Origin of the sequence: Halalkalibacter alkaliphilus (assembly GCF_023555415.1) — a bacterium.
Lineage (GTDB): Bacteria > Bacillota > Bacilli > Bacillales > Bacillaceae_D > Halalkalibacter > Halalkalibacter alkaliphilus.
The window spans coordinates 43,382-58,341 of sequence record NZ_JAKRYL010000004.1 but is presented as its reverse complement, the minus strand read 5'-3'; the positions used below and the strand labels follow the sequence as shown (position 1 = coordinate 58,341).

Here is a 14,960-nt window from a genome sequence, read left to right as displayed (position 1 = left end):
CCGTTTTTATCCAGTTGCTAAATCAAGATAAAAGAACCAAAGAAAAATGGAGACTTTTGTCGCATAAACCTATAGCAACACTGTTAACATCATCAAATTAATACAATATTCGACAGAAATCATCTAAAATTGTATCATACTTCCTAGAAAAACTGTAAAACTTTCCATAAAAAAATAAGAAAAGAACGCACATAACATACGCTCTTTTCCCTTATTAAACCTATTTAGCTTTTAACTTATCTAGTTCAACGAGGAACTTATCATTGAGTACTTTAATATATGTCCCCTTCATTCCTAATGAACGAGATTCAATGACACCCGCACTTTCAAGTTTACGAAGTGCATTAACAATTACAGAACGAGTAATTCCAACTCGATCAGCGATTTTACTTGCCACAAGAAGCCCTTCTTTTCCATCTAACTCGTGGAAAATATGCTCAACAGCTTCTAACTCACTATAAGAAAGTGAACTTATAGCCATTTGAACGACTGCTTTGCTTCTAGCTTCCTCTTCAATTTCCTGTGTTTTTTCATGAAGAATTTCCATTCCAACTACAGTAGCCCCGTACTCAGCTAGAATTAAGTCATCGTCATTAAATGAATCATTTAAGCGAGCTAGAATTAATGTACCAAGACGTTGACCTCCACCTTGTATCGGTACAATAGTTGTAAGGCCGCTGCTAAATAAATCTTTATTCTCTACTGGGAAGGCCGTGTACTCACTTTCAATATCTAAGTTAGCTGAAGTTTCTTCGATCTTAAATAGTCCATCAGTATACTCTTCTGGAAAGCGACGATCCTCTAACATTTTCTTCATTCGTTCGTTTTCAATCTCTTGCTTAATAGCATATCCTAATAATTTCCCACGGCGACTTACTACAAAGATATTCGCACTGATCGTATCGCGAAGTGTTTCAGCCATATCTTTAAAATTGACATGCTGCACCCCTGTTTTTTGTAACATTTCATTGATTTTTCTCGTTCTAGTTAATAAATCCATAACTTCTCCTCCTGCAACTTACAAAATAAATTGGCTAAGATCTCGATTTTTTGCAATAGAAGCTAATTTTTCTTCTACATACTCTGGTGTGATAACTATTTCCTCTAAATTTATATCTGGTGCTTCAAACGAAAGGTCCTCTAATAAACGCTCAAGAATCGTATGTAATCGTCTTGCACCAATGTTTTCGGTTTCTTGATTGACTTCTGTTGCAATTGTCGCAATCTTATGAACAGCTTCGTCCGAAAACGTCACTTTTATACCTTCCGTTTCAAGAAGTGCTATATATTGCTTAATTAGAGCATTGTTTGGTTCGACTAATATCCGAACAAAGTCTTCTACTGTTAAATTTTTAAGTTCAACTCGAATTGGAAAACGCCCCTGCAATTCTGGTATAAGATCTGACGGTTTTGCCATGTGAAACGCCCCTGCACCGATAAATAAAATATGATCGGTTTTCACTGAACCATGTTTCGTAACAACTGTAGATCCTTCCACAATTGGCAAAATATCACGTTGAACCCCTTCACGGGAGACATCAGCCGACTGCTGCCCTTTGCTCGCAACTTTATCGATCTCATCAATAAAGATGATTCCAAGTTGTTCCGCTCTTGAAACGGCTTCTTGAGTGACTTCATCCATATCAATTAATTTCTGAGCCTCTTCTTCTATAAGAACTTTTCTTGCATCAGATACTGGTAAACGCCTCTTTTTCTTCTTCTTTGGAAGCATGCCACCTAGCATCTCTTGCATGTTCATTCCCATTTGCTCCATGCCTTGACCTTGGAACATATCCATAAAGCCTTGTGACTGTTCATCGACTTCCACTGTCACCATGTGGTCTTCTAACTCGCCTAAGGCTAGCTTATGCGCCATTTGCTTACGACGCTCTGCTATATTTGTTTCTTCCATTTGGTCTGGTTCAACTTCTTGTGTCCCTTGTTGCCCGCCAAAAATCATTTCAAATGGATTTTTGTATGACGATTGTTTTTTCGCTTTAGGAACAAGTAACTCAATAATGCGTTCGTTCGCATTTGTTTCTGCCTGACCTCGTACTTGATGCGTTTTTTCTTCTTTAACGATTCTAACGCTTGTTTCTACTAGGTCCCTAATCATTGATTCGACATCACGGCCAACATAACCAACTTCTGTAAACTTTGTTGCCTCTACTTTTACAAAAGGGGCGCCAACTAGCTTTGCTAACCTTCTAGCTATTTCTGTCTTACCTACACCCGTAGGTCCAATCATTAAGATGTTCTTTGGAGTGATCTCGTCTTTCATCTTTTTATCAAGTAAACTTCGACGGTAGCGATTACGTAATGCAATAGCCACTGACTTTTTTGCTTCTTCCTGACCTACAATAAACTGATTCAAACGGTTAACAATCTCTCTAGGGGTTAAGTTCGATTTCACAATACCACTCTCCAATTCCGTATCGGTTCACTATTTAAGTTCTTCAACGATAATATTCAAGTTCGTGTAAACGCAAATTTCACCAGCTGTTTCTAATGAAGCACGTGCGATGTCTCTTGCAGATAAATCTGGAGCATGCTTTTTTAATGCCCTCCCAGCAGACAACGCGTAGTTTCCACCAGAGCCAATAGCTAATATTCCGTCATCTGGTTCTATTACTTCACCAGTTCCAGACACAAGTAATAGATGCTCTTTATTCATGACAATCAGCATAGCTTCAAGTCTTCTGAGCACCTTATCACTTCTCCACTCTTTTGCAAGCTCTACTGCTGCCCGTTGAAGGTTACCATTGTACTCTTCTAAACGCCCTTCAAATTTCTCGAATAACGTAAAGGCGTCTGCAACTGATCCGGCAAAGCCAGCGATTACTTTACCTTGGTAAATTTTTCGGACTTTTTTTGCGGTATGCTTCATCACGACAGCATTTCCGAATGTTACTTGGCCATCACCTGCCATTGCACATTCTCCATTATGTTGAACAGCAAATATGGTCGTCGCGTGAAAAGATTGATCCATCTCTATATCCTCCTTACACCCCAATTATGCTCTAGGATGAGAATGTTTGTATACATCTTTCAATCGGTTCTTTGTAACATGCGCATATAGTTGAGTCGTTGAAAAATGTTCGTGTCCTAATAATTCTTGAACAACCCGTAAATCAGCTCCATTATTTAATAAATGAGCAGCAAAAGAATACCTTATATCTTGCGGACGAAGCGCTTTACTACTTGCTAAATGCATCATCCGTTTATGAACAATGGTTCGAATGCTTCTATCTGAAAGCACCCCACCACGGAAATTAAGAAACAAAGATGATTGATGTTGTTTCGCTTTTTGTATAAGTACTTTACGTCCATCCTTAATATACTTTTGCAATGCTAATATTGCAAATGTAGTAATCGGTGAATAACGTTCTTTTCGCCTTTTTCCTTGGATCAAAACAGTACCTATAGAGAAGTCAATATCTTCAATTTGGATCTTGCTACATTCACTTACCTTCATTCCAGTAGCGTAAAGCAATTCCAAAATCGCACGGTCTCGCTGATCAAGCGGCTTATTTCCCGGCATTTCATGAAAAAGTTTACTCATTTCATCTTCATTTAGAAATGTCGATATTCGCTCAGATCCTTTCGGTAAATCCACTACAGCGAATCCATTCTCTCTTACCCGTCCCTCATTCATATGAAACTTATAAAAGCTTCTCAATGCTGATATCTTTCTAGCAATGGTCTTCTCCGAATACTTATCAAACAATACCGACATATATTTGTGAATATCGTTAACGGTTACATCAGAAAAGGAAGAAATCTGGGAGCTCTTCATAAACCTTTGAAAGTCCTCTATATCATTCGTATAATTTCTCAACGTATGAACAGAACTATTCTTTTCTAGTTGCATGTATGTAATAAATAAATCTAGCCAGGACTGTTCTGACAAATACGGGACACCACCTAATACTCACAGAGCTACTAAATTCTATCATGATTTAGTAGCTCTGACAACGATATTTACACTTTTTTCACAAAATTCTGAATTGCGCCAAGTGCTCTGTTTGCTAATTGTTCATACCTTTCTTTTTTATCGCGAATACGTTCCTCTAATGGCGGAAGAAGTCCGAAGTTAGCATTCATAGGCTGGAAGTTCTTTTTATTTGCTGTCGTAATGTAGTTAGCCATACTGCCAATTACAGTTGTTTCCGGAAAAATAATCATTTCTTTCCCTTTTACATAATTTGCAGCATTAATACCAGCTACCAGTCCAGCTGCAGCCGATTCAACATAACCTTCTACGCCTGTAATTTGACCGGCAAAAAACAAATCATCTCGATCTTTATATTGATATGTTGGTTTAAGAAGGTTTGGCGAATTAATAAAAGTATTTCGATGCATGACTCCATAGCGTACAATTTCAGCATTTTCTAATCCAGGTATTAACTGCAGGACTTCTTTTTGCGGACCCCATTTTAGATGTGTTTGGAATCCAACAATATTATATAGAGTACCCGATGTATTATCTTGCCTTAATTGAACAACAGCAAATGGTCTTTTACCCGTTTCAGGATGTTCAAGACCAACCGGCTTCATTGGTCCAAAAAGCATCGTTTTTCGACCCCGTTTAGCCATTACTTCAATTGGCATACAGCCTTCAAAGAAAATTTCTTTTTCAAACTCTTTTAAAGGCACGGTTTCAGCTTCTATTAGGGCCTCATAAAAACGATCGAATTCTTCTTCCGTCATCGGGCAATTTAAATATGCAGCTTCTCCCTTATCATATCTTGATTTTTTATAAACTTTATTCATATCTATCGATTCTGTTTCGATAATTGGTGCAGCTGCATCATAAAAATATAAATATTCTTCACCCGTTAACTCTCTCAATTGTTTTGAAAGATGCTCAGATGTTAAAGGTCCCGTCGCTATAATTGTTGGACCTTCAGGTATTGAAGTAATTTCCTCATTGTAGACGGTCACATTTGGATGGTTTTTGACACGTTCTGTAACAGCACCTGCAAATTCGTGGCGATCTACAGCTAATGCTCCCCCTGCAGGTACAGAAGCGTCATCTGCTGAACGAATAATAACTGAGTCTAAATTTCTCATTTCTTCTTTTAAAACACCAACAGCGTTTGTTAAACTATTACCCCTAAGCGAGTTGCTGCAAACTAATTCAGCGAATTTATCAGTATGGTGAGCCGGTGTTTGTTTAACCGGACGCATTTCATATAAATGGACAGTAACGCCTCTCTTTGCAAGTTGCCATGCAGCTTCACTGCCAGCAAGTCCTGCACCGATTACGTTAACATGTTGTTCTGACAAAATAATCCCTCCATCTTACAGTAGAAATGAGGGTGGCTCACAAAGATCCATCCGTCTAGTAAGCACAATTTGTGTACTAGAGGTAAGACGTTTGACCAGAGCCACCCTCTCTCTTTATTATTAAACTATATTATCATAATACATGAAACAACTTCAAGATTTTCAACTTTCCTACGAGTTAATTGGAATCTTCCTTGTAATCACATGCAGAGCATTCTACATTTACACCTTTTTTCGTTTTCTTCTCAACCAACATTTTTCCACACTTTGGACAAGGTCGTGAAATCGGCTTATCCCAAGAAAGAAATTCACATTCTGGATATCGATCACAACCGTAGAAAATCCGACGTTTCTTACTTTTTCTCTCAACAATGTTTCCTTCTTTACACGATGGACACTTTACTCCTATGTCTTTCACAATTGCTTTTGTATTACGACAATCTGGAAAGTTTGAGCACGCCATAAACTTGCCGTATCTGCCCATTTTATACACCATCTCGTGACCACATTTTTCACAGTCTTCACCAGCTGGTTCATCTTTGATTTCGACTTCTTTCATTTCTTCTTCAGCGACTGTTAAACGCTTTTCAAACCCATGATAAAATTCATCGATAATTCGAATCCATTCTTGCTGCCCATCTTCAATAGAATCAAGGTCATTTTCCATTTTTGCTGTAAATTCAACATCAAGAATTTCTGGGAAGAATTCAACAATAAGCTCTAATACAATTTGTCCTAATTCTGTTGGAACAAATCGTTTGTCCTCAAGGGCAACATACCCACGTCTTTGAATCGTGTCTAGAGTTGGTGCATATGTTGACGGGCGACCTATCCCGAGCTCTTCCATTGTCTTAACGAGCCTAGCTTCTGTATATCTCGGAGGAGGCTGTGTGAAATGTTGATTGGGTTCGATGTCTACCTTTTCTACCTTTTGACCTTCCTCTAAATTTGGCAGGAGACGATCTTCTTCTTTTTTTCCATCATCGTTACCTTCGATATACACTTTCATAAAACCTGCAAATTTGACTTTTGATCCTGTTGCTCTAAATTGTACGCCGTTTTGCTCAATATCAACCGTCATCGTATCCATAACCGCAGGAGCCATTTCACTAGCAACCATTCGTTCCCAAATTAATTTGTAAAGTCTTAATTGATCTCTAGACAAATAACTTTTCACCGTTTTTGGATCTTTGAAAACAGACGTTGGCCGAATCGCTTCATGGGCATCTTGAGCTTTTTTATCTTTTTTAGCTGCACGTTGTTCTTTCCGCGTGAACTCTTCTCCATAGTTTTCTACAATATACTGTTTCGCCTCGGCTTGAGCCGTTTCCGAAATTCGAGTAGAATCGGTACGCATATAAGTAATTAAACCAACTGCACCTTCTTTTTTATCAAGCTCAATCCCTTCATATAACTGTTGGGCAATCATCATTGTCTTCTTAGCTCGGAAATTCAATTTTCGTGCCGCTTCTTGTTGCAATGATGACGTAGTGAAAGGGGAAACTGGATTTCGCTTTCTTTCTCTCTTTTTAACAGAAGTAACATCGAATTGATTGTTACTAAGCTTTGAAAGAACAGCTTTTACTTCCTCTTCAGATTTTAACTCTTGTTTCTTTCCTTCAATCCCGTAGAATTTTGCATCAAATGTTTCACCTTCTAGTGAAAACTGTGCAGGTATACTCCAATATTCCTCTGGAACAAAACTCTGAATTTCTTTTTCTCTTTCAATAATCATCTTTACTGCTACTGATTGTACTCGACCAGCACTTAGCCCCTTTTTTACTTTCTTCCATAATAATGGGCTAATGTTATAACCAACTAAACGATCGAGAATTCTTCTTGCTTGCTGAGCGTCCACCAAATCCATATTAATTGGACGTGGCGTTTTGAAAGCGTCCTTAATTGCTTGTTTCGTAATTTCATTAAACACGACTCTACAATCTGAATTCTCATCAATGTCGAGACTGTGAGCAAGATGCCAAGCAATCGCTTCACCTTCTCTATCGGGGTCAGCCGCGAGATAGATTCGTTTAACTTTTTTAGCAGCTGTTTTTAATTCTTTTAGAACGGGACCTTTTCCACGTATTGTAATGTACTTGGGCTCATAACTTTTTTCAACATCTACTCCCATTTGACTTTTTGGTAAGTCTCTAACATGTCCCATTGAAGCTTTTACAATAAATTTTTTCCCTAAATATTTTCCAATGGTCTTTGCTTTGGCGGGAGATTCAACGATTACTAAATAATCGGCCATGTAAGTAACTCCCTCTCTCGAAGATATAATTAAAATCTTCCCTATTATTAAACAGACTTTTGCTATTTGTCAAACAGGAGATGGAAATTATTGAAACAAGTTGAGGGTGGTTTTTGTCATTTTTTGTAGAAATGACGTGTTTCTTCATTGTAATTCCTGTAAAATGTCATTTGCATTCATAACAAGTTTTGCCCCTTGTTGAATAAGAAAGTTTGTACCTTGCGATTGTGGCGAAAAAATGGAACCGGGAATAGCAAACACATCTCGACCTTGCTCTAACGCTTGATCTGCCGTAATTAACGAGCCACTTTTTTCTTTCGCTTCAATAACTAGCACAGCTTTTGATATGCCACTGATTATTCGGTTACGAGCTGGGAAATGCCATTTTTGTGGTGGGGTATTAGGAGGATACTCAGAAACAATTAATTGTTTTTTCGACATTTGTGAAAATAATTGAAAATTTTCTTTTGGATAGATATATGAATGTCCTGAACCTAAAACTGCGATCGTTTTACCTGTTGAATGCAGTGCTTGCCAATGAGCTAAAGAATCGATTCCTCTAGCAAAACCACTAACAATGGTCCAGCCTTGTTCTGAAAGGGGGGGAATAATAGCGGAAACGGTTTTGCTACCTATCGATGTCGGGGTTCTAGTTCCAATGACCGCGAGGCGCTTTTCTGAAAAAATAATGTCTTTTGCCCCCATTCCATACAAAACAAGAGGTGGATCATAAATCTGTTTTAATATAGCCGGGTATTCTGAGTCTAAAATGGTGTAAACAAATATATTCTTAGCTTGAAGGTAATTTAAGTATTGATCAGGAGAAGAACCCTTTAAATAAGTGTGGATCGTTTGTGCCTTTTTGGTAGATAGCCTGAAATGCGTCTGCAAAAGGGCAACGGAGGAATCATAGATTTTCAGTAATTGAGGATCTATATTTAGGATAGCACGTATCATATTTCTAGAAACACTCGAACAACTGTGAATATGAATGAGCCGTTTTCGAAACTCAGACATTAAGAGACCAGCTCCTTTTTTCAATAGGAAGAAAGCCCTCATAAGTTAGAGGACTTTCTTCTATTAAATTAGTTCGTTACTTTATGTGTTGTACATTTTTCTAGTAATCCCTTTTCCTTAAGAACAGAGATTAACGTTTCTCCCATAACAGAAGGGGTCTCAGCTACTTTAATACCGCAGCTTTCCATCGTTTTAATCTTCTCAGCAGCTGTACCTTTCCCGCCTGAGATGATCGCACCAGCATGGCCCATACGCTTTCCAGGAGGGGCTGTTTGACCACCGATGAAGCCAACAACAGGTTTTGTCATATTTGCTTTTACCCATTCAGCTGCTTCCTCTTCTGCCGTTCCACCAATTTCACCAATCATAATGACAGCATACGTATCTGGGTCTTCATTGAATAAATTTAATACATCGATGAAGTCTGTTCCATTAACCGGATCTCCTCCGATCCCAACAGCTGATGATTGGCCGATACCATTTGTAGATAATTGATGTACAGCCTCATACGTAAGAGTACCAGAGCGAGAGACAACGCCAACATGACCTTTTTTATGAATGTATCCTGGCATAATACCAATTTTACATTCTTCCGGTGTAATCACACCTGGGCAGTTTGGTCCAACTAGACGTGTTTTCTTTCCTTCCATATAGCGCTTCACACTAACCATATCCATTACTGGAATTCCTTCGGTAATACAAATTGCTAAGTCTAGTTCAGCATCTGTTGCTTCCATAATTGCATCAGCTGCAAAAGCAGGTGGTACGTAAATAACAGATGCATTAGCACCAGTTGCTTTTACTGCTTCACTAACTGTATTAAATACTGGAATACCTTCTACCTCTGTTCCACCTTTACCAGGAGTAACACCACCAACAATATTCGTGCCGTACTCGACAGCTTGTTGTGTATGGAATAACCCTGTAGCACCTGTAATCCCTTGTACAATAACTTTTGTATCTTTGTTAATAAGGATACTCATCTTTCGTCCCGCCTTTCTATTTCACTAATGAAACGATTTTTTGTGCGCCATCAGCCATTGAATCTGCAGCTGTAATATTTAAACCTGATTCTTTAAGAATTTTCTTACCTAGGTCAACGTTCGTACCTTCTAAACGAACAACTAGAGGTATTTCAAGTCCAACTTGCTTCGTAGCTTCAACTACCCCTTCAGCAATAATGTCACACTTCATAATACCACCAAAGATGTTGACAAAAATCCCTTTAACACTTTCATCTGAAAGGATGATCTTGAACGCTTCTGTTACCTTTTCTGCAGTTGCACCGCCACCTACATCAAGGAAGTTAGCCGGGTCACCATTGTAATGTTTAATGATATCCATTGTTGCCATAGCAAGACCTGCACCATTAACCATACAACCAATATTCCCATCTAAAGAGATGTAACTTAGGTCGTATTTTGATGCTTCAATTTCTTTTGCATCTTCTTCTTCAAGGTCACGGTATGCTAAAATATCTTTTTGACGGTACAAAGCATTAGAATCAAAATTTAGCTTCGCATCCAACGCCATAACTTTCCCATCGCCCGTTGTAACAAGCGGGTTAATTTCAGCAATCGAACAATCCTTTTCAACAAACACTTTATAAAGACCTAACATGAATTTCACTGCCTGCCCTACTAATTCCTTAGGCATGTTGATGTTAAAAGCAAGACGGCGAGCTTGGAATCCTTGCAAACCGACCGCTGGGTCTATTATCTCCTTAAAAATTTTCTCAGGAGTCGCTTCCGCTACTTCTTCAATTTCTGTTCCACCTTCTTCAGAAGCCATCATAACAACTTTAGAAGTGGCACGATCTAATACTAAACCGATATAATATTCTTTTTGAATATCGCATCCTTCTTCAATAAGTAAGCGCTTTACTTCTTTGCCTTCTGGTCCAGTCTGATGAGTTACTAGTGTCTTACCTAAAATCTCATCTGCATATGTACGAACTTCATCTAAATCTTTAGCAACTTTTACTCCGCCGGCTTTCCCACGTCCACCTGCATGGATTTGTGCTTTAACAACATTAATCTTTGAACCTAATTCCTTTGCTGCTTCTACTGCTTCTTCAACCGAGAACGCTACCTTGCCATTCGGAACAGCAACACCGTACTGGCGAAGCAACTCTTTTCCTTGATACTCGTGGATATTCATTCTCTCTCCATCCTCCTATCAATTGCATGTATTTTCATGCCATTCTAATACTTTCGAGGTTGAATGGCTGAATCCTTCTTTATTCTACCATTGTTTTCTTAAAATGGGGAGGGGTAAATCCCTCCCTAATTCAAATTAGTTGAAAAAATGCGACATTTGAAAACTTTCGCTAAGAAAAAGGCAGTAACAAATTATATTATTATACTTCTAATCACTTGGATTGGAATGATCTTTAGAATTAGTTCGTTTTATTTTTTCTACCGTGTTCTCTTGTTTCTTGTTTTTCTTTCGATTTAAAAGTTTTTTTGTCATATTACTCATCGCATCTGACTCTTGAACAGAATGATGAATACCGAATTCATGTGCATACTCTTCCTTTGGCTTCAATAAAGATTCTGACTTTCCAGTAGATATATTTTTATCCTTCATTGCCATCCTCCTTGTTTATTGCAATGTAAAAAAGCTAGCATTGGTAGTATGTCCAAGATTATTCATACTACCAATGCTAGCTTATTATTTATTCCGATCAATTTTATATATAAAAGCAAAGATCTCTGCAACTATTTCATATAGTTCAATAGGGATTGATTGATTTACTTCAAGTTCAGCTAACAATTCCACTAATGAAGTATCCTCTTGTATAGGAATGTTATGCTCCTTCGCTTTTAATATAATTTCTTCAGCAATTAAGCCTTTTCCTGTGCCAACTACCTTTGGTGAAAGGTCCATTTCAGGTTGATAGCGGAGAGCAGCAGCTTTCTTTGGCCAAACTCGTTTATCATTCATATTCGTACATCAACTCCTTTGTACGTAGGAACTTGAGAGTATGTGGGACTACTAGGTCCAACATCAATATCTTCTATCTTTTTCCAAACAACTGTGGAGAGTTGATAATGGAGGTCCGAAAGTCGACGCTTTAATGACGGTTCAAGTAATTTTAATAATGACACGGGTTTGTCTTGTTCGTTATATATTGCAATAGTCACGATACGATTTTGAACCTGTACATCAACCATCGTTTCTTCCAGTCTCTCAAGAGTTAAGTAAAACAAAACCCGACAAAACGAAGGATCTAATTGGCCATTTTCCACCTTTTTCCCTTCCCACTTTATAGTCAGATCCGTTTTACGATCACCTAACGATAAAGGAATATACAGCAAAATTTGATGAAGAGGACCCGCTTGTTCATGAGCAAAAAGTTGATTTGATGTTATCCTTGCTAACAATTCCATTCCTTGATTTTTTATAGATTGGGGAATAGTTTGTTCTTGCAGCTGAAGTAACAATGCCTTTAACCTTGACGTATTTAGATATTCCTTCGTAGATTCACCTTGAAAGTAACGCATGACATCATGTTCATATTCATATCCAATCATTGATAATAATGCCTTTAAAATCGCTCCTGGATTTTGGGAAATAGAGACACTGTTCTCCATAAGTGTAGAGATAATTCTTTCTTCAGATTTAGATAGGGATTGATTCGGCAGTAAACTCCATCGTAAATATAAATCTTGTACTTGAATAGGTGTTTGTAACAAAGTCAATAATTGTTTAAGTTTAGGCATTCCTTCTTTCCCCGCAGGTATGATTAGGTTTCCTATATATCTATTGAAAAGTAACCTCTCAGCTATATTAGTATTTTGACTTCTATCCATTTTTGGCCAAAGACTATCAACGACATGCTGATTGGTTGGATTCACAACTGCTTGTTGGAATTTTCTCATTACTTCGTCTCTAGAAAGACCTTCTTTAATAAGTCCAAGCCGAATTAAAAGATTTTCAATATGCGGATTATCTTCCTTTGCATACATCGTTAGAAGCTGAGTAATTGGCGACGTTGTCGTTTGGATGGGGCTAGAGCGGAGCAGTTTAGTACAAAGCTCTGTTATCTTCCTTGCAGTCTCGTTTTCTACTTCCTTTAATTTTCCAGATAGTTGAAAGATTAATTCACTAAGAGGTTGAAGCTGTTTTTTTGAATCTATTGCTAAGAATGTCTCGCGTGATAACGGAATACCTCTTTCTAGCATCGTTGTTATTGTCTCTATACCTTGCTTATTTAGCTGATTAACTTGACTAAGTATAGTCACACCTTCTGAAATCATCTCTCTGGTGAATAGTATTTGTTTTTTTGTCATGTACTGCAGCAGAGACTCCATCTCTTTCTTTTGCGGCAAGCCAAGTCGCTGTAACACTTGATCATTAGAGCTTGTCTGAGTGTCAGCAAGGACCCTTAATTGTGGAAGGCCTGTTCCATCCTTCACTTCAAACCAATAACGTTGTCCAACAGTTAATGGAGCTTCAAGACGAGCCGTTAATTGCATCTTCCCTATTGTCAGGGTAGCTAAATGATTCGGGAAGACCTTTGTAATTCTCCCTTGAAACAGTTGCCCTGTTTTTAAAATTAACACTTTAGGTTGCTGCTGCATTTTACTTAATGGCTGATGTTGAATTGAAGGTTGAAACATCAATAACCCTCCTTTGGCAATTATACGACCTTTGCTATTGGCTTAAAAGATTTACGGTGTTCCCTTGTAACCCCTAATTTAGATATGGCATCTAAGTGCTCTTTGGTCCCGTATCCTACATGATTACTAAATCCATAACCAGGAAATTCACGAGCTACTTCGTCCATGTAACGATCTCTTGTTACTTTGGCCAAAACAGAGCTAGCAGCAATTGTCAAACTTTTTTGATCACCTTTAATGATCGACGTTTGCCCGATAGGAAGATCTAGTTTCATCGCATCAAGTAATAAATGATCCGGTTGGCAATTCATTTCTTTAACTGCCCTTGACATGGCTAGTTTAGTAGATTCATAAATATTGATTTTGTCTATTTCAGCTGCATGTACCATTTGTATTGAGTAAGCAACTGCTTCAGTTGTGATTACATCAAAGAACATGTCACGCTTTTCCTTTGATAATTTCTTCGAGTCAGTTAAGCCAAGTAATTTAAAGTCAGAAGGTAAAATCACAGCAGCAGCTACGACTGGACCAGCTAATGGACCGCGACCTACCTCGTCTAGTCCTGCAATATGTACAAATCCTTCTTTTCGTAAATTGGATTCATATTCGGTCATTTGTAGGTGCATTTGTTCTAACGCTAATTCTTTCTGTTTCATTGTTTCATAGCGTTTTAGCAGCCTTTGAACTCCTTTACGCTCATCCTTTTTTAACATTTCAATCATTGCATCATCTATTTCTCTTCTATGTAATATTTTCTCTTCTAATTCTTTTATGGAAACGTTCATTGCATTCACCTCTATTAATTATATCGGTTCAATTCCTAAAACCTATACAAATAATTATTTTTTTCTTTTCTTTTTTCATCCGTATAGACAAATAAAAAAGCCGACCATAAAGCCCAATTGGCTCGATTATCGGCTCACCATTATTTCTGGTTTTTCTAACGAGATTCTCCCTAACGTACCGGAGCGCATCTCTCTTAATATGATTTCAGCAGCCTTATCATAATCTACATAACCGCCACCTAACAAGCACCCTCGCTTCTTTCCAATTTCGTCAAAAAGGGCCAAACCATCATCTGGTACATGATCTAATTTATAACGTTCTTGAACGGATGTTGGATAATGATCCTTTAAATAATTTAATATAAATAAAGCAATATCCTGAAAATCTAATAATTCATCTTTAATCGCCCCAGTTGCTGCTAAGCGATAGCCAATAATTTGATCTTCAAATTTAGGCCACAAAATTCCTGGCGTATCAAGTAGTTCTAATTCTTTCCCTACTTTTATCCATTGTTGTTTCTTTGTCACACCAGGACGATCCCCGACTTGTGCGGTTCGTTTGGAAGCTAATCGATTAATAAGTGTCGATTTCCCAACATTCGGGATCCCTAAAATCATTGCTCGAACCGCTCTAGGTTTCATTCCTTTTGAAATCATTTTATCAATGATTGGCTTTGCTAACTGCTTACACGCATTAGGTATTTTTTCCGTTCCTTTCCCCGTTTGCGCATTAACAGCAAGAACCATAGCACCTTTTTCCTCAAAGTACACTTTCCACTTTTCCGTCACCGATTGGTCCGCTAAGTCCGCTTTGTTAAGTAAAATTAACCTTGGCTTATGTGAAACAATCTCATCAATCATTGGATTACGTGAAGCTAATGGGACTCTTGCATCAAGAAGTTCAATTACTACATCAATAAATTTTAACTTTTCGGTGACTTCTCTTCTTGCTTTGGCCATATGGCCAGGAAACCATTGAATCGTCACAAC

At 38.0% G+C, this 14,960-nt stretch carries 14 protein-coding genes; all 14 read right to left on the bottom strand.

From position 1 onward, the window contains the following. Positions 1-220: 220 nt before the first annotated feature. Positions 221-1,000, bottom strand: coding sequence for a GTP-sensing pleiotropic transcriptional regulator CodY (gene codY / locus MF646_RS04920; protein ID WP_250095382.1), 780 nt, complete (start codon positions 998-1,000; stop codon positions 221-223). Positions 1,001-1,018: 18 nt separating this feature from the next. After that, on the bottom strand, positions 1,019-2,416 hold the full coding sequence (gene hslU, locus MF646_RS04915; protein ID WP_250095585.1) for an ATP-dependent protease ATPase subunit HslU: 1,398 nt from the start codon (positions 2,414-2,416) through the stop codon (positions 1,019-1,021). Between the two features lie 27 nt (positions 2,417-2,443). Then, entirely contained in the window at positions 2,444-2,989 is a 546-nt protein-coding gene (gene hslV / locus MF646_RS04910) for an ATP-dependent protease subunit HslV (RefSeq protein WP_250095381.1), read from the bottom strand. Between the two features lie 24 nt (positions 2,990-3,013). Beyond that, the gene (locus tag MF646_RS04905) at positions 3,014-3,910 is read right to left on the bottom strand and encodes a tyrosine-type recombinase/integrase (protein ID WP_250095380.1); all 897 of its coding nucleotides are present in this window, start codon (positions 3,908-3,910) and stop codon (positions 3,014-3,016) included. Between the two features lie 71 nt (positions 3,911-3,981). After that, positions 3,982-5,289, bottom strand: coding sequence for an FADH(2)-oxidizing methylenetetrahydrofolate--tRNA-(uracil(54)-C(5))-methyltransferase TrmFO (gene trmFO, locus MF646_RS04900; protein WP_250095379.1), 1,308 nt, complete (start codon positions 5,287-5,289; stop codon positions 3,982-3,984). Positions 5,290-5,467: 178 nt separating this feature from the next. After that, on the bottom strand, positions 5,468-7,543 hold the full coding sequence (topA, locus tag MF646_RS04895; RefSeq protein ID WP_250095378.1) for a type I DNA topoisomerase: 2,076 nt from the start codon (positions 7,541-7,543) through the stop codon (positions 5,468-5,470). A 144-nt stretch (positions 7,544-7,687) separates the two neighbouring features. Further along, on the bottom strand, positions 7,688-8,560 hold the full coding sequence (gene dprA / locus MF646_RS04890; RefSeq protein WP_250095377.1) for a DNA-processing protein DprA: 873 nt from the start codon (positions 8,558-8,560) through the stop codon (positions 7,688-7,690). A gap of 68 nt (positions 8,561-8,628) precedes the next feature. Beyond that, positions 8,629-9,543: a succinate--CoA ligase subunit alpha gene (gene sucD / locus MF646_RS04885; RefSeq protein WP_250095376.1), complete on the bottom strand. Its 915-nt coding sequence runs from the start codon at positions 9,541-9,543 to the stop codon at positions 8,629-8,631. Positions 9,544-9,559: 16 nt separating this feature from the next. Beyond that, positions 9,560-10,720, bottom strand: coding sequence for an ADP-forming succinate--CoA ligase subunit beta (sucC, locus tag MF646_RS04880; protein ID WP_250095375.1), 1,161 nt, complete (start codon positions 10,718-10,720; stop codon positions 9,560-9,562). A gap of 207 nt (positions 10,721-10,927) precedes the next feature. Beyond that, positions 10,928-11,149, bottom strand: a complete 222-nt coding sequence (locus tag MF646_RS04875) for a hypothetical protein (protein WP_250095374.1) — start codon at positions 11,147-11,149, stop codon at positions 10,928-10,930. An 84-nt stretch (positions 11,150-11,233) separates the two neighbouring features. Beyond that, the gene (locus MF646_RS04870; RefSeq protein WP_250095373.1) at positions 11,234-11,506 is read right to left on the bottom strand and encodes an EscU/YscU/HrcU family type III secretion system export apparatus switch protein; all 273 of its coding nucleotides are present in this window, start codon (positions 11,504-11,506) and stop codon (positions 11,234-11,236) included. Further along, positions 11,503-13,185: a hypothetical protein gene (locus MF646_RS04865; RefSeq protein ID WP_250095372.1), complete on the bottom strand. Its 1,683-nt coding sequence runs from the start codon at positions 13,183-13,185 to the stop codon at positions 11,503-11,505. Before MF646_RS04865 ends, MF646_RS04870 begins: the two co-directional genes overlap by 4 nt. Positions 13,186-13,205: 20 nt before the next feature. Further along, the gene (locus tag MF646_RS04860; protein ID WP_250095371.1) at positions 13,206-13,970 is read right to left on the bottom strand and encodes a ribonuclease HII; all 765 of its coding nucleotides are present in this window, start codon (positions 13,968-13,970) and stop codon (positions 13,206-13,208) included. Positions 13,971-14,096: 126 nt separating this feature from the next. Next, positions 14,097-14,957, bottom strand: a complete 861-nt coding sequence (gene ylqF / locus MF646_RS04855; RefSeq protein WP_250095370.1) for a ribosome biogenesis GTPase YlqF — start codon at positions 14,955-14,957, stop codon at positions 14,097-14,099. Positions 14,958-14,960: the final 3 nt, after the last annotated feature.